Genomic DNA, 20352 nt, shown 5'->3' with positions numbered 1-20352 from the left:
TCCCGGTACCGTGTCCGAGCGGCCGAAGGAGCATGTCTCGAAAACATGTGATGGTTCACGCCATCCGTGGGTTCAAATCCCACCGGTACCGCTGGTACAAAACCCCCGAATGCCTTGATTTCATTGGCATCGGGGGTTTTGTCTTGCTGGCACAAACACGTTTCATGTACCAATTGGTGGCGACTCGGGGATGCCCACCGGAACCGCGCAGCTATGGGCGGGTCACCCGGCGGCGGATGCGAACTGTGAGTAGGCGGGCGTCGATCGGCGTTCTCGCCAGCCAACCCGCATCGGCGTGGTCAGCCAGACGGTGCAACGATGCTGCAGCGTCCTTCCTTGCTCCGATCAGAGCGGTCTCGCCGAGGCGCCATCCGCCGATGTCGGCTGCGTCATAGTTGTCGGCGACCGCGAACAGATTGGCGAGATCGATCGCGTCCTTCGGGCCTTGTGCACCGCGGCCGGCCCACGCGATGGCCTTCAGGACGACCATGAGCTCGACCTCGGGAACGGTGACAGTGAAGGCAAGCTCGGTTCCGTCGCGGAGCCTGGCGACGGTGTCGACGGGAATTCCGCCGTCGCCCAGCGCGAGGTTCAGACCCGGCATGGCATCGAACTCGCGCCCTGCCCGCACTTCCGGCCGGAAGTGTCCGCCCAGGCTGGGGATCAGCACGTCGATTGTCGGCGCTGGCGGATCCCAACCATCCTTGACATATCGGTTCGAATTGACCGCGCTGTACCCCGCGCTCTCGAGGGCAACATGCAGCTCGCCGGTGTCGGCCAGTTCGACGGGGATTCCCGCGTCTGCGTCGCCTGTCCGGCGTTCTACCATCCCCGACGCGGGGAACGCGGCAGACAGCAACGAGACGGCATGACCACCGATGATGCGAGCCGCGGGGCGATCTTTGAGCAGTTCGGCAAGGTCGGCCAACGCGACATAGGCCGCGTCGTCGGTCGCGCTCTGCGCGAAGAGGTAGGCGGCGTTAGCCATTGCTGCGCCTCTGACGCGCCAGATTTTGGAGGGTCCACTCGCGCAGGCGCGCCACGGCGTCGGCCTGGTCTCCCGTCGAGCCGGTGCGCAGTACGTCGAAGCTCGCGACCACGGGATCCGCGAAGACCGGATCGCCAGCACGAAACGCGTGGGCCGTTGTCCAGAGCGTCGGGTCGGAAGGCACCGTGATCTCGATCGTGTAGTCGTCGGGACTGGCGGCAGCGAAGCCGTACTTTGCGGGATCGAGCCCGTGGGCGGCGTATACGACTGCGTGCTCAGACACGCGCCATCCGTTCCAGTGATCGGCGGCAAGGTCCCCAGAGATGAGCGAGCGGGTACCCAAACTTGCGTCGTCTGCCTGCACCGTCAGCGGCCGATCGCTCCACCAGTAAGTCGCGATGCCGCCGGCGCCGGGGTACTCGTCTACCGCCCAGTCGAAGAGGGCCCCGGGGTCGGCTGCGACCCACCCACCTCGTTCGTGAATGACGAGAGACCCCAAGCGCCGGAACGCGAGCGACACGGCTGCTTGCGAAACGCCGAGCGATGCCGAAATCGCCGTTTGTGTGCGAGGCAGGGGGGATGCCAGTAGAAGCCGTGCGATCGCCAAAGCCGAATACGGTCGGGGTCCACGGGGGCGCCGCGGCGCTGTCTCGGCACCAGGGTCGAGTGGCTCGGCCTGCCGACGAACCCCGTCCACCCATACGGCGCCGGGCAGAGTCTCGACGACCACGAGCCGCGGCTGGGCCGTGGCGAGCTTCGCCAGCCCGCTCGATGCGGCCGTCGTCGTCACCAGCACACGCCCAGGACGGTCCTCGAGCCGGCGGAGCTCAGCTTCCACGTCGCTGGGGGTGGGCCTCCGTGACCCCCGCGCGATCCACAACTCCTGTCCGTCATCCGTGCGCAGCGCCTCGGAGCCAAATGGCACAGCTCGCAGCCCGCCTGAGGCAAGCAGTTGCAGCACCACGCTCGAAATCACGTGTATAAGTGTATTGCACATTTTCTGCAATTTGCTTATACGGCGCGGATCGTCCCTCCAACCTAGTTGCGCGTCGGTGACTCCTCGAGCACGAAGTGCTCGGCTTGATCAGCCGCCCATGAGGCGAGCAGCTTGAGTGCATCGGATGTCGTTGTGCCCTCGCGCGCCGTGTAGACGTTGAGCGCGAGATCCTGCTGCCCGAAGAGGTCCATGGACTCGTAGTCCAAGTCGAGGTCGCCGACGACGGGGTGGTGCAGCCGTTTGACACCGCTGCGGTGGAACTTCACGTCGCGCGACGCCCACTGCTGCCGGAATAGCTCGCTCTGCGTCGACAGCTCACCGATGAGCTTGATCAGCTCGGGGTCGTGAGGGTGCCGCCCGGCTTCGAGCCGGAGCATTGCCGCCGCGTCGTGCGCGATGCGGTCGAAGTCGCGCCAGAACGTCTTCGCGGCGGAGTCGAGGAAGGTGAAGCGCGCTGTATTCACGGGACGGTGCGCGCCGTCGAACACCGGAGAATAAAGCGCGCGTCCCATGACGTTGGCGGCGATGATGTCGTGGCGCCCGTTGCGCACCCAGGCCGGGGCGTCGGTGATCGCGTCGAGGATCTGGCGAACGGAGGGCCGGATGCCCTCGGCGCCGGACTTGAGGTTTCGCCGTGCGGGTCCGGCGGCGCGGGCCAGGTCGAAGAGGTACTCGCGCTCGGCTTCGTCGAGCTGCAGGGCATTGGCGAGGGCGTCGAGGACGGATTCGGATGCACCGGCGAGGTTGCCCCGCTCGAGGCGGACGTAGTAGTCGACGCTCATGCCAGCGAGCATGGCGACTTCTTCGCGCCGCAGGCCCTTCACTCGGCGGTTTCCGCCATAGACCGGAAGCCCGGCGGCCTCCGGCGTGATGCGTGCGCGACGGGACGCCAGGAACTCTCGCACGTCGTCTCGCCCAGTCATGCACTCGACGCTACGCCTTGCGACCGAGGACGCGGGAGGCACTGCCAGTACCTGGAACACCGTGCACTCCCGCACATCTCGGCCGCCGCGTTGACTGAATTCCGTCAGCTTCGCTCGACGAGAGGAATCCATGCGAGCCACGTTCATGTTCAGGGCCGGCGACGTGCGTGTGCAGAACACGCCGGATCCGGTGCTGCGCTACCCCACCGACGCGATCGTCAGGGTCGTCAGGGCCTGCATCTGCGGTTCGGACCTGCACCCATACCATTCCCTACCGGAGACGCCCGGCGGCACGACGATGGGCCACGAATTCATCGGAGTCGTCGAAGAGGTCGGGGCGGATGTCGCCACCGTGAAGAAGGGCGATTTCGTGATCGCCCCGTTCGCAGTCTCCGACGGCACCTGCGAGTACTGCCGAGAGGGATTGCACACTTCCTGCGAACACGGCGGGTTCTGGAACGACACCGAACTCGGGACCGGCGGTGGCCAGGCCGAGGCCGTGCGCGTTCCGCTTGCAGACGGGACGCTCGTGAAGGTGCCGGGGGCCGTCGATGAGTCCCTCTACTCCGGGCTGCTCAGTCTCTCCGACGTGTACGGCACGGGGTGGCACGCCGCGGTGCGCGCCGGAGTCACCGCGGGCGACAGCGTGGCCGTCATTGGCGATGGCGCGGTCGGGCTCCTCGCGGTGCTCTCGGCGAAGCAGCTCGGCGCAGAGCAGATCGTCCTGATGGGGCGCCACCGGGTGCGCACCGATCTCGGTCGTGAGTTCGGCGCGACTGAGGTCGTCGCAGAGCGCGGCGAGGAAGGCATTGCCAGGGTCCGTGAGCTCACCGGGGGCCGCGGCGTGCGGCGTGTGCTCGAAGCCGTCGGGCACCTGCCCGCCTACGAGCAGGCGGTCGGCATCGTGCGGCCCGGCGGTGTCATCTCTCGCGTCGGCGTTCCGCAGTATCGCGATGCCGAGATCGGCTGGCCGTTCTTCGGCAAGAACACCACTCTCACGGGCGGACCGGCGCCGGTGCGCGCGTATATCGAGCAGCTCATGCCGGCAGTGCTCGACGGAACCGTTCAGCCCGGTCGCGTCTTCGACCGCGAGATCGGCCTGGACGACGTGCCGGACGGGTACCGCGCGATGGACGAGCGCACCGCGTTGAAGGTCATGGTCAAGCCGTGACCGGGAAGGAAGACGACATGTCAGACAAGCCTCAGAGCCCCGCGCAGAAGGCGGTTGGTGACTTCGCACCGAAGCTTGCTGAGTTGACCGACGATGTGCTGTTCGGCGACGTCTGGTCTCGCGCGGCGCTCTCGCGCCGCGATCGCAGCCTGGTCACCGTCGCGAGCCTCGTCACCTCCGGCAGCACCGAGCAGCTCGTGTCACATCTGCGGCTCGCCAAGCAGAACGGGCTGACCGAGGTGGAATTGAAGGAGGAGATCATCCACCTCGCGTTCTACGCAGGGTGGCCGAAGGCCATGTCCGCCATTCAGGTCGCAAAGACCGTCTTCGCCGAGGATGGCGCGCCGAGTTGAGCGGCTGGTCGGAGGCCGAACTGGCCGGAATCGGGCAGGCGGACGAGTTGAGCATCGCGTCGTACCGGCGAGACGGCACGCTGCGCCCCTACGTGACCATCTGGGTGGTGCGAGTGGGCGGCGACATCTTCGTGCGTTCGGCGTACGGAGCGGCGAACCCATGGTTCGCGCGCGCCCTGCGCAGTGGGCGCGGGCGTATCCGGGCCGGCGGTGTCGAGAAGAACGTCGAATTCGGCCGCCCCAGCGCTAGCGACCAGGCCGGGATTGACGAGGCATATCACCGGAAGTACGACCGATATGGGCAGCGCATCGTCAGCGGCGTCGTGGGTGAGAGTGTCTACGACGTCACCCTGAGCCTTATCCCGGTCGAAGAATTCTGAGGAGAATCATGATCACCCTGACTTTGAATAACGGCGTCGAACTGCCGGCACTCGGCTTCGGCGTCTTCCAGACCCCACCCGAGGAGACGATCCAGGCGGTGCAGACCGCCTTGGAGACCGGGTACCGGCACATCGACACCGCGGCCGCCTACGGCAACGAGCGGGAGGTAGGCGAAGGAATCCGCCGCTCCGGAATCCCGCGCGACGACGTCTTCATCGAGACCAAGGTATGGGTCTCCGACTACGGCCAGGACGAGACGCTGCACGCGTTCGACAAGGCGGTCGGAAAGCTGGGCGTCGAGCAGCTCGACCTGCTGATCCTTCACCAGCCGGCCACCGACCGGTTCGAGAAGACCATCGCCGCCTATAAGTCGCTCGGGACTCTGTATGCCGACGGGAAGGTGCGAGCCATCGGGGTCAGCAACTTCATGCCCGACCACCTCGAGCGACTGCTTGGCGAGGCATCCGTCGTGCCCGCCGTAAATCAGATCGAGCTGCACCCCTACTTCACGCAGCCGGAGGTGCGCGAGGCGGATGCCGCGCACGGCATCCTCGATCAAGCTTGGTCGCCCATCGGCGGCATCACGTTCTACCCCGGGTTCGGTGACGAGCGCCGCAGTGTCATGGACGACCCGACCCTGCAGGAGATCGCCGCGGCGCACGGCAAGAGTGCCGCGCAGGTAATGCTGCGCTGGCACCTGCAGGAAGGACGCTCCGCGATTCCGAAGTCCACGAACCCCGGGCGCATCTCCGAGAACTTCGACGTCTTCGACTTCGAGCTCTCGGCAGAGGAGCTCGCGCGCATTGACGGGCTCAACACGGGGGTGCGGAACGGCCCCGACCCGGATGTGCCGCGGCCGGAGCGCTTCGACATGGTGATCCCCGACGCCTGAGCGCGAAAGGAGCCACGCGATGGAACTGGAACCGAAGAGGCCGACCTCGAAGGGGCCGCAAGCCACCTTCACCGGCGATGTCTGGGTCGACGCGATCGCCCTGCCCCACGAGCCTGGCCAGCGAATGGTGGTCAGTCGAGTCCGCTTCTCTCCGGGAGCGCACACTGCCTGGCACTCGCACGCGCTCGGGCAGACGCTCCACATCACAGAGGGCGTCGCCCTGATCGGGACGCGCGACGGCCGTGTGATCGAAGCTCGCCCGGGCGACACCGTCTACACGCCACCGGGCGAAGAGCACTGGCATGGCGCAACGCCGGACGATTTCATGGAGCACCTCGCGATGCTCGACAACGGCGACGACCCGGCCACAACCACCACGTGGCTGGAACACCTGAGCGACGCCGAGTACCGGCGCCCCTGACCGGAAAGGACTGGAAGATGGACTATCGCTCTCTAGGCCGCACCGGCGTGCACGTCAGCCCCCTGTGCCTCGGCGCGATGATGTTCGGCCCGTGGGGCAACGACGACCGCGACGACTCCATTCGCATCATCCACCGCGCGTTGGATGCCGGCATCAACTTCATCGACACGGCCGATGTCTACTCCGGCGGTGTCTCAGAAGCGATCATCGGCGAGGCCCTCGGCGGCCGCCGCGACGACGTCTTCCTGGCCACGAAGTTCTTCATGCCGATGGACGACGCGCCGAACCACCGCGGCGGATCGCGCCGATGGATCATGCAGGAGGTCGAGAACTCGCTGCGGCGTCTGAACACCGACTACATCGACCTCTACCAGGTGCATCGCCCTAGCCCCGACACTGACGTGGAAGAGACGCTCGGCGCCCTCACCGACCTGGTTCGCCAGGGGAAGGTGCGATATCTCGGCTCGTCGTCGTACTCGGGCTCTCAGATCGTCGAGGCTCAGTGGGCCGCCCGCGAACGTCACCTCGAGCGATTCGTGACCGAGCAGCCGCCTTACTCGATCCTCGTCAGGGGCATCGAGGAAGACATCCTTCCGACCGTCCTGCGGCACGGGATGGGCGCACTGAGCTACAGCCCGCTCGCCGGCGGCTGGCTCTCGGGCAGATGGCGCAAGGATTCCGCATCAGCGCCGACCTCGTCTGTGCGCCCGAGCGCCCGATTCGACATGAGCAGCCCCGCGAACCAACGCAAACTCGACATCGTCGAAGACCTCGCGGTGCTCGCCGAGCAGAGCGGCATCAGCCTGATCGAGCTCGCGATCGCCTTCGTCATCAACCACCCGGGCATCACCTCGGCCATCGTCGGCCCGCGCACCATGGAGCAACTCGAGTCGTACCTGCCGGCGGTCGAGGTGAAGTTGGATGCCGACGTGCTCGGCCGGATCGACGAGCTCGTCGCGCCCGGTGTAACCGTGAACCCCGATGACAACAGCTACGGAGCGCACGAGCTGGCGCCAGCTCAGCGTCGGCGATAGCTCTCGGGCGAGGGGACGCCGCTGATATCGGGAGCGCATTCGATGTACCAATTCAAAGCGGCACAACCTGATCAGCCTGATGCGCGCAGATCAGGAAAACAGGTCTGACCGGGAATAAAAGACCGCAAGCCGCGTGATTCCGGGGCTAGTACGCGGGTTCAAATCCCACCGGTACCGCCATGTGTGATGTGTCGGGACATCGTTTACAGCTGTCTCGGGTCATCGTTTACTGAAGCCCCTCCGCGAGGAGGGGCTTCAGTCGTTTCTGGCGTGGTATGACCGAATCGTGATCAGTCTCACGGCATGTCATCAGGGCTGCAGCCAACAGGGCTCCGCAGATGTAGCGTGACGCCGTGAGCGCTTCTCTACGTGAGCACGGGGTGCGAGGTGCGGGTCTGCGAGCGGCGGGGTCGGGTCATGGCGCCAGGGCATTGCGCGTGCTTGTTGGTGAGGATCAGACCTTCGTGCGCGAAGGCATCTTGCGTGTGCTCGAGCATGCGGGGATGGAAGCTGATGCTGTAGGTGATGCGGATTCTCTCCGGCGCCGTGCGGCGGAGAGCCCGCCGGATGTTCTCGTGACGGATATCCGGATGCCGCCGATGATGGGTGATGACGGCATCGACGCGGCACGGGAACTGCGTGACGCGTTCCCCGGTTTGGGAGTCGTTGTTCTCTCCCAGTACCTCGATGCGGGTTACGCGTTGAAGCTTGTCGCGGATCGGCCGGAGGGTGTCGGCTATCTCCTCAAGGAGAAGGTCGCGCAGGGGGGTGTACTTGCCGATGCCGTCCAGCGCGTCGCCGCCGGTGGCTCCGCGCTAGACCCAGACGTCGTGAGTCTGCTCATCGGACGACGGCGAGAGCCGGATGCGCTCGAAACACTAACGCCACGGGAACGCGACGTGCTCGCGCTCATGGCTGAGGGCCACTCGAACGCGGGAATCGCATCCAAACTCCATGTAAGCGTGAGCGCCGTCGAACGTTACGTGACGCGCGTCTTCGGCAAGCTCGGCCTGCAAGAAGCCGATGGAGGGCAGCACCGGCGCGTCTTGGCGGTGCTCAGATACTTGCGTAAGTGAGACCGTTCGTCCGGAGATGGGAATTCATCCGGAGACGGGAATCCGGACCGTCAGGCGGGTGCCCTCGTCTGGCCTCGACTGGATCTCTACTTGTCCGCCAAGGGCAGCAGCGCGGTCGCGCATGTTGGTGAGGCCGGAGCCGGGCGTCGCCTCGCCAAGCCCGACTCCGTCATCAGAGATCACCAGACGAAGGACACCATCAACGACATCTGCGGCAATGGAGACCGAGGTGGCCCGGGCGTGCTTGGCGGCGTTAGTCAGTGCCTCTGAAGCGATGAAGTATGCGTTCAGTTCAACCACGGGCGGCAGACGCCGCGTCCCAAGTGCCCCCCTGACGTGAACAGGAAGTTGAGAGTGGTCGCGAAGCGCTTCGAGCGCGGCGAGCAGACCGTCCGAGCTGAGGGCAGGAGGGTGGATGCCTGCGGCGAGTCGACGCAGTTCAACGATCGCTGCCTGGGCATCTTCCATCGCGGAGGCGATCAACGCCGCGTGTGGGCTGGGTTCGTTTAGGCTCTCCGAGAGAAGGCCGAGTGAGATGGTGAGGTTGACCAGTCGCTGCTGTGCTCCATCGTGAAGGTCGCGCACGATCTGCTTGCGTGCCGCCGCGACTTCTTCCATCAATCTCCGGTGGCTTTGCGCCGCTTCCCGTCGTCGGACCTCGGCGGCGTCGCGTTCGCGGATCGAGCGTTGCAGGGCGTAGCGCTCGGTCACGTCCGCGAAAGAGAGAACCGTTCCTCGCCCGCCGGGCAACTCGATGGGTGCCGACACGTAAGAGATCGGGAAGAACGTTCCGTCCTTTCGGATGAACCATTCCTCTCCACGGCTCACACGTCCGTTTCGTGAGGGAGAGAGCATCGGGCACTCTTCAACCGGGTATGGACTTCCGTCACGATGTGAGTGGTGCACGAGCTGGTGGCTATTGCGGCCGATCACTTCGTCCAGACTCGCATAGCCGACAGCGGCGAGGGCTGCAGGATTGGAGTACTGCAGGTTGCCGAGCGCATCGACGAGCCACACGGGCTGCGGCACCTTCGCGAGGATCACGGGAACCAGTTCCTCGACGAGATGTGTGCGGTCGTCAGCGACATCCGTCATGGCGCACACTCTTGCACCATCGCGTTACGGGCGCATTGCGTTTCGTGACGACTTATTGAGTACGGAGGGCCAACCCTCTCCCAGCGCTCCCCGCCGTCCGCGATGATAAGCGAGTGAGCGTCCGGGTCGCGGTTGTCGATGATGATGATGGCTTCCGCCGCGTCGCCGCGATGTTGTTCATCTCGCGCGGCATGGATGTCGTCTCGTCGAGCCGTGACGCCGCAGAAGCGCTCGAATCCATCCGTGCGCTGGTCCCCGAGGCGGCCCTCGTCGATGTAGACATGCCGGGAATGGATGGCGTGGAACTGGCGCGCTGTCTGCGTCGGTTACCGCAGCCCCCGCGTGTGGTGTTGACCTCCGCAGGCGAGCCGGCCTTCAGTGCGGCCCGGCTCGCCGAAGCTGGAGTTGAAGCGTTCATCCGAAAGGAAGATCTGGCGCGAGCGGATCTACAGGCGCTGTTCGGGCTCACGTAGCGGCGCTTGCTGTGACGCGTTGTTGTTCGAGGGCTTCGTTGATTGCCCGGCGCAAAGAATCGGCGTCGTAGGCTCCGCGATACCTGCGCCCGTTGATGAACAACGTCGGGGTACCTGAGGCACCACTCCCGTCCGCAGAGCGGATGTCCTCGACCACTCGTCCCCACCGCATGCTGTCCTCTAGGTCGTGGGCGAACCTCTCGGTGTCCAGGCCGAGCTCGCGAGCGTAGTCGAGCAGGGCGGCGTAATCGAGGCGTTCCTGGCGCTCCAGCAGGAGGTCGTGCATCGCCCAGAATGCTCCTTGCTCGGCAGCGGCCTCGGCGGCGAGGGCCGCCTGTTCCGCGTGCGGATGGACTTCTGCGATCGGAAGGTGGCGCCACACGATCCGGGCATCCTCGTCCGTGAGGACCTCGCGGAGCGCACGCTCGGCCGCAGCGCAATACGGGCATTCGAAATCCCCGTACTCCACAACCGTGACGGGGGCGCCACTTGCACCGCGTATGTGGTCGTGCGCGTCATCGACAGGATCGGCGAGGTCCGGGAAGAACTCTTCCTTCCCGAGTAGCGCGCGCCCTCGCATTTTTGCAGGGAGCAACCGAATGCCGCCCGAAACTCCCCACGTGAGCACCGTCGACAGTGCCGCAGCAGCCACGACACCGAGCTTGGCTTCTGCCAGCTGGGGTCCTCGGAACGCGAGGCTTGCCACGAGGATCGACACCGTGAAGCCAACGCCGGCGATCGTCCCGCTGGCAGACAAAGCCGCCCAGCCGACAGGTGCCCGCAATCGGCCGCGCGAGAGCAGCGCCACGAGCGCGCTGGTGCCGATGATCGCCACCGGCTTTCCCACGACGTAGCCGGCCACGATCCCGAGGGCCACTGGCGAGCGGAGAGCAGTCCAAAAAACGTCGCCATCCACCCTGACGCCCGCGTTTGCCAGGGCGAACAGGGGAACGATGAGGAAGCTCGACCACGGGTGCAAGGCGGTTTGAAGCCGCTCGTTGGGCGATGTCGTGGCAACCAGCACGGCTGCGGCGCTACGAGCGAGGCGGGCTGTCGGCTGTTCGCGGAACTGCCTAAAAGCCCCTGACGCCTCCTCGAGATTCCTGCGTGCTGGCGAATACGCGGGGGCGAGGAGCCCCACGGCAAGCCCGACAACGACCGCGTCGACGCCGCTGAACACGAGGCTTCCCCATCCGACGACCGCGGCGATCAGAAGAGCCGCGCGTCCCGGTCCGTTCGTTCTTGAGAGGGCCCACACGGCGATTCCGGCCGCTACTGCGATGAGGAGAGGGACGAGGCGTACCGATTCGGTGTACGCCACGGCGATGACGACGAGGGCGACCATGTCGTCGACGATGAACAGAGTGACCAGGAAGCTGCGTAGTCGGGCCGGCAGATTCCGGCCGGCTGCCGCGAGCAGGCCGAGTGCGAGAGCGGTATCAGTCGACATCGCGGCACCCCATCCACCAGCGCTGCTGAGACCTCGATTGACGACGGCGAAGATGGCGATGGGAAGCGCCATTCCCGTCAGACCCGCAACGACCGGGAGGACGACCTTGCGCCGGTCTCGGAGAGCTCCGAGGTCGATCTCTCGTCGCGCTTCCAGACCGATGACGACGAAGAACAGGGTCATGAGTCCGTCGCTGACCCATTGCCTGGCATCCATCTCGATGCGGATATCGCCAAGCGCGACTTCCACTGGCGTCCCCCAGAACCCTGTGTAGGTCGTCGGTGAGGTGTTAGCCCACGCAAACGCAACGACAATCGCGGCTACCAGGACGAGGGAGCTTGCCGATTCGGTGCTGAGGAAACGACGCAGCTGCTCCGCCACGCTCTTCGTCCAAACGGTGCGGTCTCCCTCCCGATTCGCACGGAGGCGCCCGTATTCGTTATCAGCTGCCATCAACGGGCCACGTTGAGCGCCGACGCTGTTCGGACGCAAGCATCCAGGCGTGCTTTTCCAGCGTGGCGACCGCACCGTTCAAGACGTCACCGCTCGGGGCGTCTTCGCTATCGACGGTGAGCGTGATCGAGCGGACGACCTCCGCGACTGACCGCAGACGCCCCAGGATCAGCCGCTCCGTGTCTGACACGGTCATCTCTCCGACGGGGAAGGCGGGAAGAGTGGTGTTGCGCACCAAGCTGTCACTCCTGCCATCGGCGACCGATCCCACGGCGCGCAGCCGTTCCGCCACCGCATCGGCAAGATCGCGCGCGCTGTCCGCGACCTCGTCGAGCTGGAGGTGCAGCGACCGGAAACCAGACCCGACCACGTTCCAGTGAGCCTGCTTGGTCTGCAACTGCAGTTCGAGCAAGTCGGTGAGGCACTGCTGCAGGGAGGCCGTTAGTCGCTCCGATCCTTGAAATGGCGCTGCGTCCTCACCGCGACGCGCGTTTCCGATGGTGTCATTCATGGTCTCTCCTTGCTCGAATGAAGGGCAGATCCTGCCGTCACACGTGAACGGCCGCGGATCGTCATGTGGACTGATGCGACGGCGATGACCGCGACCAGTCCGGTGGCTGCCAGAGCGATGAGCCACTCCGCAACCTCGCCGTATGGGACATCGACGTCGGCAACGACGCGAATGGCATATCGCCCACTGGCAGTGGTTGTGAAGGTGAGCGCCCAGAACCCCAGGGAGAACGGAACCTTCAGGTAGGTCGGGATCAGAAGGAGTTGGAAGGCGATCAGAAGAAGGAACGTTCCGAGAAGCACTTCCTGAAACGCATCTAGTCGTTCCGTCCCGGAGGCCGCGGTGATCTCGAACCAGGCGTTACCGGCGACCGCAGGCGGCGCAGAGAAGATCGCGTATGTCGGTATGAGGCTTGCCGGCGGTTGCGGACGGAAGGCGAGCCGATGCAGGGTCACCGAGCCGATCAGCATCCAAGAGAGGATGCCGGTTCCGAAGGCAGCCATCGCCAGCAGATGGAATCCGGTAGCCGCAAGAGCCTGCGCGCTGAGAAGGCCCGCGGCCACCGTCGGCAGGAAGTATCCGCTGTGAAGCTGGTCGATCTCACGCTCGCCGGTTGCGAGTTCCGCGATGAACCACGCCCCGAACAGAAGCGAGGCTGTGGAGGTTGAGAGCACCCACACTTCGCCCACCACGCGCGCTTCGGCGTAGACGCGCTCTCCGATCAGAGTTGCCACCACGATCGCGAGTGCCGCGAACGGGCCAAGCGCGGCATCCCTGACGTCCGACAGCACAGCGCGGAACGATGACGCACTGACCATGTACCGCCCGGCGACGACGAGCCAGGCGATGATCGCGATCACCCAGAAAGCGTCTGGCACGGCATCAGGAAGGTGGACGAACTGCGCCGTCTCCGTCCACAAGCCAGCCAGCCCTGCCAGCCCGAACGGGATGCCGAACAGATTCAGGCGCGTGCGCCCGCCGAGATACGGATTCATCATTGTCTTCCGTCGCCATTCGCCTTTCAGCAGAAGTGCGGGGCCCGGCGATATACCGAACCCCGCACGCGCACTGAAGCTGCGCCGGCTACTTCGTCCCGAACGCCTTTCGAAGCACGCTGATCGCCTGCTCGATCGCCGCAGTCGCAGCCTGCGTCGGGCGCTCCGGGTTCAGCATCATGAAGTCGTGCGTGACCCCGTTGTAGTGAACGCTCGTCGTCGGAACACCCGCTTGAATCAGCTTGTTGGCGTACTGCTGGCCTTCGTCCCGCAGGACGTCGTTGTCAGTGATGACGAGTGCGGGTGGCAGACCCTTGAGGTCCTCGAGAGTCGCCTGTAGCGGCGACGCCGTGATCTCCTTGCGTCGCGGGTCGTTCTTGTCCGGGATGTAGGCGTCCCAGAACCATTCCATCGCCTTCGCGCTCAAGAAGGGCCCGTCAGCGAGCTCTTTGTAGCTGTCGGTCTGCTGGCCGGCGTCCGTCACGGGGTAGAAGAGCAGCTGGTGGATGAAGGCCACGTCCCCGCGCTGCTTCGCCATGAGGGTCAAGGCGGCGGTCATGTCGCCGCCGACCGAATCGCCGGCAACCGCGATCCGTGACGTGTCGAAGCCTTCCGCCTGCGCGTTGGCGACGATCCACTTCGCTGTGGCGAAGCCCTGCTCGATCGCCACCGGGTACTGCGCTTCCGGTGAGCGGTCGTACTCGACGAAGACGAGAGCGGCATGTGCTCCGTCAGCAAGCTCACGGATGAGACGGTCGTGCGTCCCGGAGTTGCCGAGAATCCAGCCTCCGCCGTGCATGTACAGGATGACCGGGAGGACGCCTTCCGCGCCCTTGGGCTTTATCACGCGGACCTGCACATCGCCGACCTCCGCGGCGACCGTCAGCCACTTGTCTTCGCCGACTTCAACCTTGTCGACGGGCGCCGCCTGGATGTCGTCGAGGACCTTACGAGCTGCTTCGGGCCCGATTTCATACAGGAAAGGAGGTTTCGAGGTCGCATCAGCGATCTCCTGCGCTTCCGGCTCAAGCACATACTTGCCCATGATCGGTTTCCCTTCGGATGGTTGTGGGGTGATGCCTGCACTGGCAAGCGTGTCCGAGACCATGAGTCACGAATACTGTGCTGGCCCCACAACCCGCGAAGCGCCTATGTAGGGAAATCCCTACGGCATCTGCGTCGAGCGTCTGTTCCTCGGAAAACACTGACAGCGCATGACGGTGCGAGGCTCGCATACCTCCTTCTCATGACGGATCTCATGGTCCGTCTCCTCACCCCGAGGAGCGTTCCGCCCGGAAAACCGGGCGGAACGTTCTCGGCGGATGCGAGTTGGGGCCCCTTCGCTCGCGTAGACGGTTGGCCAGGGTGCTTGTCATGACTTTTTTGTGACGTTGCGCGGCTTGGGCGCGTCTGAGGGGTGTCGCTGTAGAGCGGCCGGCGCGTGGGTTGCGCTGTGGATCAGTGGTGAAGGAGTTCGAGATGTCGAATGTTCAGCCGAGCGTTTCCGGGAAGAGCAGCACTCCCGTGTCCGTGGCCAAGGGGAGCAACGTGGGGGCTTCCGGTGCGGGGAAGACGACGATCGAGGACGGTGTGGTCGCGAAGATCGCGGGCATCGCGGCCCGTGAGGTGCGGGGCGTGTATGCGCTCGGCGGCGGTGCGGCGCGCGCGATCGGGGCGATCCGCGATGCCTTGAACAGCACGGATCACTCTCAGGGCGTGAGCGTCGAGGTGGGGGAGAGGCAGGTCGCGGTGGACGTCACCATCGTGGCGGAGTACCCGGTCGCGTTGCAGCAGGTCGCCGACGAGGTGCGGGCTGCGGTCTACCGGGCCATGGAAGACCTGGTGGGCATGGAGGTGACCGAGGTGAACGTGACGGTCAATGACGTGCACATCCCCTCCGACGACGATGACGAGAACGGCGACGGTTCTCAGGGGGCGCGAGTCCTGTGAGCAAGACAGTCGTGGGCATGGCTCTCGGCGCGGTCCTCGCGCTGAGCTGGGCCGCGCTGGGATTCTGGGCCTTCGTGCTCGTGCTGTTCGCTATGGCGGTCGGCGCGGGTGTCGGCCGGATCATGGACGGCCGCCTGGACGTGCGCACGCTGACGGATGCCTTCCGAGGAAAGCGCTCGTCGTCATGAGCGCTGCCGTCGCGCTCGTGCCGGGCTCGTCGCCGGCCGGTCGCACGATCGTGCAGCCGCGCGCCTTGCGGCGCATCGCGGAGGCCGTGGTGGCGGAGCTGGTCGGGGTGGACCCTTCCGAGGTGAGCGTCGAGCTGTCTGGCGTGCAGGGTCGGCTCGCCGTGACGGCTGCGACCCCGCTGGGTCTGCGGGTGGCGCGGGTTCCGGGCACGCTCATCGAGCGTGCCGTCGGCATCGGCGAGGAGGTCGCGCGCCGGCTTGCCGAGCTTGCAGACAGGAGGGTGGGCCGCGTCGAGGTCCGGTTCACCCACTTGGACGTAACTGGTGCCGTAAGGAGGGTGGGATGACGTCGCAGGCATCCGTGTACCGGCGCATCGTGCGGCGCGAGACGCACTCATCGCGTGCCGGGGCTGCGATCACGGTCGCCGTGGTCATCATGCTGCTCGCCGTCGCAGCGGGGGGCGCCGCCGTGTATGCGATCGTTCACCCGCCGCTGTGGGCGGGGATCCAGGCCGGGTTCCGGGAGCTCGCCGGCTTCCGCTCGACGGTGCGGTACGCGCTCCTGGCTGCCGGGATCGTGGCCGGGCTTCTCGGCATCCTGCTGGTGATCCTCGCGGTGGCTCCGGGACGACGCCCGCGCCGCCGGGTGGACTCGTCCCGTGCTGCGGTCGCCGTGGATGACAAGGTCATCGCCCGGACGCTGGCGAAGAAGGGGGCGGAGGCGGCCGGGGTCTCCCGCGCGCAGCTCTCCGTCGTCGTCGCGCGTCGTCGCGCTGCGGTGCACGTCACGCCCACAGCGGGAGTGAGCATAGACCGCTCCGCCGTGGAGGACGCGGTGCTGTGCGCCGGAGCCTCGTACGGGCTGACACGTCGGCCCCGTGTCGTCATCGCCGAGAAGGCGGTGGTGGGCTGATGAACAGCACGAACCGTGTCCTGAACCGGCTGTTCCTGCTCGTCATCGGGCTCGTGGTGCTAATCGCGGGCGCTACGGCCGTCGCAGTGACGACGGTGCCGGCCTGGTCTCACCTGTGGAAGCGGAGTGCACCCGGCTGGCAATCCACGCTGGAACACGCCCAGCAGCTCGGCCTGGCGAGCATCGGGGTGCCGCGTCCGGTGCCGTGGTTCCTCGCCGCGACGCCTGTGATCGCCCTGGTCGTGATCGTGCTGCTGCTGATCTTCGTCTTCGCGCAGGGCTGGGGCCGGCTCGGCCGGGTCGTGGACGGATGGCATGTCGCCGACGGCGAGACGGATGCCTTCCTGACGGTCGACGTCGAGGTCGCACGGGATGCGATCCGGCAGGCCGCTCGCGGCATCCGCGGCATCTCCGAGCCCGCCGTGACCGCCTATCGCGTCAAGGGCGAACCCGCGCTGAAGGTCACCGTCAGCATCACCGACGGTATCGACGCCGCCACGCTGGTGGAGCCGCTGGAGTCCGCGTTGCGGGAATGGGACGGGCTGCTCGGTGAAGAGGTCCCCGTCTACCTGCAGCTCACGCCCGCCATCGGCGAGGGCGTGCGCGCGCCGCTTCGCGCACTGACCGCCGGGCGGCGCGAACTGTCGCTTGTGGAATGAGGTGAGAGAGAACAGATGCGCAAGAACATCCTGATCCTCGCGATCGTCGGCGTGGCCGGTTATCTGATCGGCCAGCAGTCCGCGGCCAAGCGCGGACGCAACTACGAGGATCTGCGGCACCAGCTGGAGCGGCTGTGGAACGACCCGCACGCCCGCAAGTCCCGCAAGGAGCTCGCGAAGAAGGCCGGCAAAGCCGCCGGTCAGGCGGCCAGAGCCGCCCGGAAACGGTGGAGCTGAACCGGCCCGACCAGATCTCGACCCACCGGGTCGAACCATGAAAGAAACACCTACTACCAGGAAAGGAGCTCGTGATGAGCGCAGAGGACAAGATCAAGAACGCTGCCCAGGACCTGGGCGGCAAGGTCAAGGAGACCGCGGGCAAGGCCGTCGGCAACGAGAGCCTCGAGGCCGAGGGCAAGGCCGACCAGGCCACGGCAGCCGTCAAGGACAAGGTTGAAGACGTCAAGGGCGTCTTCAAGAAGTGACCATCCGGCTCGGCCCCCGCTCCAACGCGAGGGCCGAGCCGCACACCTCTAGGTAACGCACTCACCTCAGCAGAAAGAGAGATCTCCGACCATGGGATTCTTCGGCTTCCTCATCCTCGGCCTGGCTGCCGGCGCGCTGGCCCGGCTCATCATCCCCGGCAAACAGCCGATGGGCTGGTTCCTCACCCTCCTGCTCGGCGTCATCGGCGCGATGCTCGGCGGCTGGCTCGGCGGCATCCTGTTCCACGCGAGCCTCACCTCCTTTTTCTCTCTGACCACCTGGCTGCTGGCCGTCGGCGGGGCCGTGATCGTGTTGCTCATCTACGGATTGATCTTCGGGCGTCACCGCGCGAGTTGAGGAAACGTACAACCATGTTGGACCGGCAGGACGCTCAGCGACACGCTCGTCGTGAGCAGGCGGTGCCACGAGCACGGCTTGCGGCGTCCTCAACGGTGAGGACGCACCCGAGGGGACTGCAGCTATGGCAGGTGAGCACCACCGACGCCCGGTGGAAACGGCCGATGACCGGATCGTCGCGGGGCGCGCAGCGGACGGGGATGCGGACGCGTTCCGCGTCCTCATCCTCCGGTACGGGCCGCTGATGCGCGGTTATGCGCGCCGCATCCTGAATTCGAGCGACGAGGTCGACGATGTCGTGCAGGACGCGTTCATCACCGCGTGGCAGCAACTGCCGAACCTGGAGAGGCCCGAAGCCGTGCGCTCGTGGCTGATGCGGATCGTCGCTCACAAGGCCATCGGGCGGCTCAGGGCCCGGCGGCCGCAGCTGGACATCACCGAGATCGAGCCGCCTGCACCGGAGACCGCCTCGCCGCAGCGCATCACGGAGCAGCGCTCGCAGCTCGAGGAGCTCTCGGCCGCGCTCGGCGAACTGCCCGAGGCGCAACGGCAGTGCTGGGTGCTGCGGGAAGTCGCCGGGTACAGTTACGACGACATCGCAGGCGAACTCGACATCCCCCTCTCCACCGTGCGCGGACTGCTGGCACGCGCCCGGAAATACCTCATCGTGCGAATGGAGGCCTGGCGATGAGCCCCCAGGACGACCTCCCCGAGCTAAACGGCCTGGCCCTTGAGCCCGACGACCTGAACGGGCACACGGTCGAGGAGCTCAGCGCCTATCTGGATGCCGACCGCACCCCGCCGGACCCGTCCATCGATGAGTCGCCCGGCTGTCAGCTGGCCTTGCAGGCGATGCAGCGGCTGCGTGGCCTGTCCGCAGCCCTCGCCGAGGCTGACGCCGAGGCCGAGGAGAAGTCGGCACGAGACGAAGGGTGGATCTCGCGCATCCTCGGCGCCATCGCCGTGGACGCGCGCGCTGGCCGGCGTATCCCGATCGCTCACCCCGACCCGATGGCGGACCTCGGCATCACCGAGGGCGCTGTCCGCGGCATCATCCGGGCCGCCGAGGACGAGATCGACGGCGTGATCATCGGCCGCTGCCGCTTCACCGGCGACGTGACCGTGCCCGACGAGCCGATCGGGATCGTGGTGGACGCGAGCGTGCTATGGGGCACCAGCCTGCCCACTATCGCGGACGCGTTGCGAACCGCGATCCGGCGCCGTCTGGCAGCGCACACCGACTTGAACGTCCAGGCAGTGGACGTCACCATCCACGACATCCACCAGCTGCCCGCCGAGGAGGAACCGTCATGACCGCGACCAGTGAAAGCATGGCGGCCGCCCTCGACCGCGTCATCGCCGACGTGCCCGGCGTGACCGCCCTCTACCGCACCGGCGGACTGCTCGGCCAAGCCGTCGCCGCAGGCAAAGAACTGCTGCGCCCCGAACGCGAGTCGATCCCGTATGTCCAGCTCACGGACTCCGGCGCGCACCCGAGCATCACCGTCACGATCGGCGTCGACGAGCGCTCAGCGACCGAGACCTGCCGCCTCGCCTACGACACGATCCTCACCTGGCTGCGGGCCAACGGACACACGGATGCGGCCGTCTCGATCACCGTCGCTCACGTCACTGGCTAGGAGCGCTCCCGGCCACGGAGCTACAGGCGTCGCGCTCGGCCGAGGTATCGGTGCCGGGCAAGGCCGCGCTGGCACATCCGCGGCGTCAGGTGATGACATGCTTGCGGAGGCTCGTGGCTGTGTGAGCTTCGAACCGCCTTCCATTTCCGGGCTGCACGGTAGCAGAGTGTCCATGCCGGCGCCGTCCTTCGCCGCGTGAGCGTCACACGATGCCGATGGCGCGCCAGATTCGTGCGATGACGTCGAGTTGGGCGGGGTTGTAGAGATCGATCATCGCGTCGATCACTGTCTGGGCGAATGCTGATTGCTCTCGGATGCTAGGAGGGAGGGCGTCGTCGGGGAGCGGGTTCTGCGCGAGCAGCTCGGTCGTATGAGGTGTCATCCGCTCCGCGAGGCTCTGCCGGGTCTGTTCGTCAGCGTCTGCGCGGAGGACGTCGAACTCGTCGAAGGCCAGAGTGCGTGCGAATCCGCGCAGAATGGAGTCCCAGTGGGACATGCCGCGGTCTCCGGCGACCTGCGTGATGACGGCATACAACGACCGGTCCGCTGCGGACAGTTCGGCCTCCTGCGCTGCCACTGCCGCAGCGAATGGCAGGTCGGTCTTGACCGGGGTGCGCCGCAGCTGGGCGATCTCCTTCTGGGCCTGCTGCAGTTGCTGGATGGTCGCGGCGAGATCGGCCTCGACCGCGTCCAGGGTGCTGCTGTCCAGGTCTCCGGCGCCCTGGACGACGGTCGCGATGGTGGACAGCGGCAGGCCGATTCGTGCCAGTCGGCGGATCTCGAGGAGACGGACCAGGTGGTCGGTGCGGTAGGACTTGTAGCCGTTCGACATCCGTTCGGGTTCGGGAAGCAGCCCGATCTCGTGGTAGTGCCGCACGGTGCGCAGGGTTGTGCCGGCGAGTTGCGCGATCTCTCGTGTGCTCCACGTCATCAGGGGCCCTCTCTC

General features: G+C 66.2%; 28 protein-coding genes and 1 tRNA gene. 20 read left to right on the top strand and 9 right to left on the bottom strand.

Translation table 11 applies throughout. The annotated features are described in order from the left end of the window. The first annotated feature begins 4 nt into the window (after nt 1-4). A tRNA-Ser gene (locus tag ABD716_RS10675) sits at nt 5-91 on the top strand. Between the two features lie 120 nt (nt 92-211). Here ABD716_RS10675 and ABD716_RS10670 read toward each other — a convergent pair. The 3 genes from ABD716_RS10670 to ABD716_RS10660 all read right to left on the bottom strand — a co-directional run bounded on the left by ABD716_RS10670 (nt 212) and on the right by ABD716_RS10660 (nt 2908). Beyond that, nucleotides 212-988 carry a hypothetical protein gene (locus tag ABD716_RS10670; protein WP_344776636.1) on the bottom strand — a complete coding sequence of 259 codons (777 nt, stop codon included), beginning with the start codon at nt 986-988 and terminating at the stop codon, nt 212-214. Continuing rightward, nucleotides 981-1964 (bottom strand): hypothetical protein, encoded by a 984-nt coding sequence (locus ABD716_RS10665; RefSeq protein ID WP_344776635.1) that lies wholly within the window; start codon nt 1962-1964, stop codon nt 981-983. The genes ABD716_RS10670 and ABD716_RS10665 overlap by 8 nt, the downstream gene beginning before the upstream one ends. Before the next feature lie 62 nt (nt 1965-2026). Continuing rightward, the gene (locus ABD716_RS10660; RefSeq protein ID WP_344776634.1) at nt 2027-2908 is read right to left on the bottom strand and encodes a helix-turn-helix transcriptional regulator; all 882 of its coding nucleotides are present in this window, start codon (nt 2906-2908) and stop codon (nt 2027-2029) included. Between the two features lie 130 nt (nt 2909-3038). Between ABD716_RS10660 and ABD716_RS10655 the strand changes: the two genes are divergently transcribed. The 7 genes from ABD716_RS10655 (at nt 3039) to ABD716_RS10625 (ending at nt 8236) form a co-directional block, all read left to right on the top strand. Beyond that, nucleotides 3039-4079 carry an alcohol dehydrogenase catalytic domain-containing protein gene (locus ABD716_RS10655; protein ID WP_344776633.1) on the top strand — a complete coding sequence of 347 codons (1041 nt, stop codon included), beginning with the start codon at nt 3039-3041 and terminating at the stop codon, nt 4077-4079. Nucleotides 4080-4096: 17 nt separating this feature from the next. Continuing rightward, nucleotides 4097-4432 (top strand): carboxymuconolactone decarboxylase family protein, encoded by a 336-nt coding sequence (locus tag ABD716_RS10650; RefSeq protein ID WP_344776631.1) that lies wholly within the window; start codon nt 4097-4099, stop codon nt 4430-4432. Next, nucleotides 4429-4812: a DUF2255 family protein gene (locus ABD716_RS10645; protein WP_344776629.1), complete on the top strand. Its 384-nt coding sequence runs from the start codon at nt 4429-4431 to the stop codon at nt 4810-4812. The genes ABD716_RS10650 and ABD716_RS10645 overlap by 4 nt, the downstream gene beginning before the upstream one ends. An 8-nt stretch (nt 4813-4820) precedes the next feature. Further along, entirely contained in the window at nt 4821-5705 is an 885-nt protein-coding gene (locus tag ABD716_RS10640) for an aldo/keto reductase (RefSeq protein ID WP_344776627.1), read from the top strand. 19 nt (nt 5706-5724) lie between these two features. Next, nucleotides 5725-6126 (top strand): (R)-mandelonitrile lyase, encoded by a 402-nt coding sequence (locus tag ABD716_RS10635; RefSeq protein WP_344776625.1) that lies wholly within the window; start codon nt 5725-5727, stop codon nt 6124-6126. Between the two features lie 17 nt (nt 6127-6143). Further along, complete coding sequence (locus ABD716_RS10630; RefSeq protein WP_344776623.1) at nt 6144-7160, top strand: aldo/keto reductase; 1017 nt, start codon at nt 6144-6146, stop codon at nt 7158-7160. 353 nt (nt 7161-7513) lie between these two features. Beyond that, nucleotides 7514-8236, top strand: coding sequence for a response regulator (locus ABD716_RS10625; RefSeq protein ID WP_425553438.1), 723 nt, complete (start codon nt 7514-7516; stop codon nt 8234-8236). Between the two features lie 24 nt (nt 8237-8260). On the opposite strand, the gene ABD716_RS10620 is transcribed toward ABD716_RS10625, so the two are convergent. After that, nucleotides 8261-9331, bottom strand: a complete 1071-nt coding sequence (locus tag ABD716_RS10620) for a PAS domain-containing sensor histidine kinase (protein ID WP_344776622.1) — start codon at nt 9329-9331, stop codon at nt 8261-8263. A gap of 113 nt (nt 9332-9444) precedes the next feature. Here ABD716_RS10620 and ABD716_RS10615 point away from each other — a divergent pair, with 113 nt between their 5' ends. Then, a complete protein-coding gene (locus ABD716_RS10615) occupies nt 9445-9804 on the top strand; it encodes a response regulator transcription factor (protein ID WP_344776620.1) in 360 nt (119 codons plus the stop codon). Here ABD716_RS10615 and ABD716_RS10610 read toward each other — a convergent pair. The 4 genes from ABD716_RS10610 to ABD716_RS10595 all read right to left on the bottom strand — a co-directional run bounded on the left by ABD716_RS10610 (nt 9797) and on the right by ABD716_RS10595 (nt 14321). Next, nucleotides 9797-11635 carry a Na+/H+ antiporter NhaA gene (locus ABD716_RS10610; RefSeq protein ID WP_344776617.1) on the bottom strand — a complete coding sequence of 613 codons (1839 nt, stop codon included), beginning with the start codon at nt 11633-11635 and terminating at the stop codon, nt 9797-9799. The two genes, ABD716_RS10615 and ABD716_RS10610, sit on opposite strands and share 8 nt — an antisense overlap. Nucleotides 11636-11696: 61 nt before the next feature. After that, nucleotides 11697-12218, bottom strand: coding sequence for a Dps family protein (locus ABD716_RS10605; RefSeq protein WP_344776615.1), 522 nt, complete (start codon nt 12216-12218; stop codon nt 11697-11699). Beyond that, nucleotides 12215-13213 carry an SLAC1 family transporter gene (locus ABD716_RS10600; RefSeq protein WP_344776613.1) on the bottom strand — a complete coding sequence of 333 codons (999 nt, stop codon included), beginning with the start codon at nt 13211-13213 and terminating at the stop codon, nt 12215-12217. Before ABD716_RS10600 ends, ABD716_RS10605 begins: the two co-directional genes overlap by 4 nt. 88 nt (nt 13214-13301) lie before the next feature. Beyond that, a complete protein-coding gene (locus tag ABD716_RS10595) occupies nt 13302-14321 on the bottom strand; it encodes an alpha/beta hydrolase (RefSeq protein WP_344776611.1) in 1020 nt (339 codons plus the stop codon). A 371-nt stretch (nt 14322-14692) separates the two neighbouring features. Here ABD716_RS10595 and ABD716_RS10590 point away from each other — a divergent pair, with 371 nt between their 5' ends. From ABD716_RS10590 to ABD716_RS10540, 11 genes are all read left to right on the top strand, one after another. Continuing rightward, nucleotides 14693-15163: an Asp23/Gls24 family envelope stress response protein gene (locus tag ABD716_RS10590; protein ID WP_344776609.1), complete on the top strand. Its 471-nt coding sequence runs from the start codon at nt 14693-14695 to the stop codon at nt 15161-15163. After that, nucleotides 15160-15351: a DUF2273 domain-containing protein gene (locus ABD716_RS10585; protein WP_344776607.1), complete on the top strand. Its 192-nt coding sequence runs from the start codon at nt 15160-15162 to the stop codon at nt 15349-15351. Before ABD716_RS10590 ends, ABD716_RS10585 begins: the two co-directional genes overlap by 4 nt. Then, a complete protein-coding gene (locus ABD716_RS10580) occupies nt 15348-15698 on the top strand; it encodes a hypothetical protein (RefSeq protein WP_344776605.1) in 351 nt (116 codons plus the stop codon). The genes ABD716_RS10585 and ABD716_RS10580 overlap by 4 nt, the downstream gene beginning before the upstream one ends. Beyond that, nucleotides 15695-16264, top strand: coding sequence for a hypothetical protein (locus ABD716_RS10575; protein ID WP_344776603.1), 570 nt, complete (start codon nt 15695-15697; stop codon nt 16262-16264). Before ABD716_RS10580 ends, ABD716_RS10575 begins: the two co-directional genes overlap by 4 nt. After that, nucleotides 16264-16923: a hypothetical protein gene (locus ABD716_RS10570; RefSeq protein WP_344776601.1), complete on the top strand. Its 660-nt coding sequence runs from the start codon at nt 16264-16266 to the stop codon at nt 16921-16923. Before ABD716_RS10575 ends, ABD716_RS10570 begins: the two co-directional genes overlap by 1 nt. A gap of 15 nt (nt 16924-16938) precedes the next feature. After that, nucleotides 16939-17160, top strand: a complete 222-nt coding sequence (locus ABD716_RS10565) for a hypothetical protein (RefSeq protein WP_344776599.1) — start codon at nt 16939-16941, stop codon at nt 17158-17160. A gap of 74 nt (nt 17161-17234) precedes the next feature. Continuing rightward, the gene (locus ABD716_RS10560; protein WP_344776597.1) at nt 17235-17408 is read left to right on the top strand and encodes a CsbD family protein; all 174 of its coding nucleotides are present in this window, start codon (nt 17235-17237) and stop codon (nt 17406-17408) included. A gap of 91 nt (nt 17409-17499) precedes the next feature. Next, nucleotides 17500-17766: a GlsB/YeaQ/YmgE family stress response membrane protein gene (locus tag ABD716_RS10555; protein WP_344776595.1), complete on the top strand. Its 267-nt coding sequence runs from the start codon at nt 17500-17502 to the stop codon at nt 17764-17766. A gap of 124 nt (nt 17767-17890) precedes the next feature. Continuing rightward, entirely contained in the window at nt 17891-18457 is a 567-nt protein-coding gene (locus ABD716_RS10550) for an RNA polymerase sigma factor (protein WP_344776593.1), read from the top strand. Continuing rightward, entirely contained in the window at nt 18454-19080 is a 627-nt protein-coding gene (locus tag ABD716_RS10545; RefSeq protein ID WP_344776591.1) for an Asp23/Gls24 family envelope stress response protein, read from the top strand. Before ABD716_RS10550 ends, ABD716_RS10545 begins: the two co-directional genes overlap by 4 nt. Then, on the top strand, nt 19077-19406 hold the full coding sequence (locus ABD716_RS10540) for a hypothetical protein (RefSeq protein WP_344776589.1): 330 nt from the start codon (nt 19077-19079) through the stop codon (nt 19404-19406). Before ABD716_RS10545 ends, ABD716_RS10540 begins: the two co-directional genes overlap by 4 nt. 202 nt (nt 19407-19608) lie before the next feature. On the opposite strand, the gene ABD716_RS10535 is transcribed toward ABD716_RS10540, so the two are convergent. Continuing rightward, entirely contained in the window at nt 19609-20337 is a 729-nt protein-coding gene (locus ABD716_RS10535) for a MerR family transcriptional regulator (RefSeq protein WP_344776587.1), read from the bottom strand. Nucleotides 20338-20352: the final 15 nt, after the last annotated feature.

The organism is Gryllotalpicola kribbensis (assembly GCF_039538245.1).
GTDB lineage: Bacteria > Actinomycetota > Actinomycetes > Actinomycetales > Microbacteriaceae > Gryllotalpicola > Gryllotalpicola kribbensis.
Note: the sequence above shows the minus strand (reverse complement) of the source record. Positions and strands in the feature narration are given on the sequence as shown.

Coding starts and splice junctions, on each gene's coding strand:
- ABD716_RS10670 (WP_344776636.1), bottom strand. CDS start 988: ATGGCTAACGCCGCCTACCTCTTCGCGCAGAGCGCGACCGACGACGCG.
- ABD716_RS10660 (WP_344776634.1), bottom strand. CDS start 2,908: ATGACTGGGCGAGACGACGTGCGAGAGTTCCTGGCGTCCCGTCGCGCA.
- ABD716_RS10655 (WP_344776633.1), top strand. CDS start 3,039: ATGCGAGCCACGTTCATGTTCAGGGCCGGCGACGTGCGTGTGCAGAAC.
- ABD716_RS10650 (WP_344776631.1), top strand. CDS start 4,097: ATGTCAGACAAGCCTCAGAGCCCCGCGCAGAAGGCGGTTGGTGACTTC.
- ABD716_RS10640 (WP_344776627.1), top strand. CDS start 4,821: ATGATCACCCTGACTTTGAATAACGGCGTCGAACTGCCGGCACTCGGC.
- ABD716_RS10635 (WP_344776625.1), top strand. CDS start 5,725: ATGGAACTGGAACCGAAGAGGCCGACCTCGAAGGGGCCGCAAGCCACC.
- ABD716_RS10630 (WP_344776623.1), top strand. CDS start 6,144: ATGGACTATCGCTCTCTAGGCCGCACCGGCGTGCACGTCAGCCCCCTG.
- ABD716_RS10620 (WP_344776622.1), bottom strand. CDS start 9,331: ATGACGGATGTCGCTGACGACCGCACACATCTCGTCGAGGAACTGGTT.
- ABD716_RS10605 (WP_344776615.1), bottom strand. CDS start 12,218: ATGAATGACACCATCGGAAACGCGCGTCGCGGTGAGGACGCAGCGCCA.
- ABD716_RS10600 (WP_344776613.1), bottom strand. CDS start 13,213: ATGAATCCGTATCTCGGCGGGCGCACGCGCCTGAATCTGTTCGGCATC.
- ABD716_RS10595 (WP_344776611.1), bottom strand. CDS start 14,321: ATGGTCTCGGACACGCTTGCCAGTGCAGGCATCACCCCACAACCATCC.
- ABD716_RS10590 (WP_344776609.1), top strand. CDS start 14,693: ATGTCGAATGTTCAGCCGAGCGTTTCCGGGAAGAGCAGCACTCCCGTG.
- ABD716_RS10580 (WP_344776605.1), top strand. CDS start 15,348: ATGAGCGCTGCCGTCGCGCTCGTGCCGGGCTCGTCGCCGGCCGGTCGC.
- ABD716_RS10575 (WP_344776603.1), top strand. CDS start 15,695: ATGACGTCGCAGGCATCCGTGTACCGGCGCATCGTGCGGCGCGAGACG.
- ABD716_RS10570 (WP_344776601.1), top strand. CDS start 16,264: ATGAACAGCACGAACCGTGTCCTGAACCGGCTGTTCCTGCTCGTCATC.
- ABD716_RS10565 (WP_344776599.1), top strand. CDS start 16,939: ATGCGCAAGAACATCCTGATCCTCGCGATCGTCGGCGTGGCCGGTTAT.
- ABD716_RS10560 (WP_344776597.1), top strand. CDS start 17,235: ATGAGCGCAGAGGACAAGATCAAGAACGCTGCCCAGGACCTGGGCGGC.
- ABD716_RS10555 (WP_344776595.1), top strand. CDS start 17,500: ATGGGATTCTTCGGCTTCCTCATCCTCGGCCTGGCTGCCGGCGCGCTG.
- ABD716_RS10550 (WP_344776593.1), top strand. CDS start 17,891: ATGGCAGGTGAGCACCACCGACGCCCGGTGGAAACGGCCGATGACCGG.
- ABD716_RS10545 (WP_344776591.1), top strand. CDS start 18,454: ATGAGCCCCCAGGACGACCTCCCCGAGCTAAACGGCCTGGCCCTTGAG.
- ABD716_RS10540 (WP_344776589.1), top strand. CDS start 19,077: ATGACCGCGACCAGTGAAAGCATGGCGGCCGCCCTCGACCGCGTCATC.
- ABD716_RS10535 (WP_344776587.1), bottom strand. CDS start 20,337: ATGACGTGGAGCACACGAGAGATCGCGCAACTCGCCGGCACAACCCTG.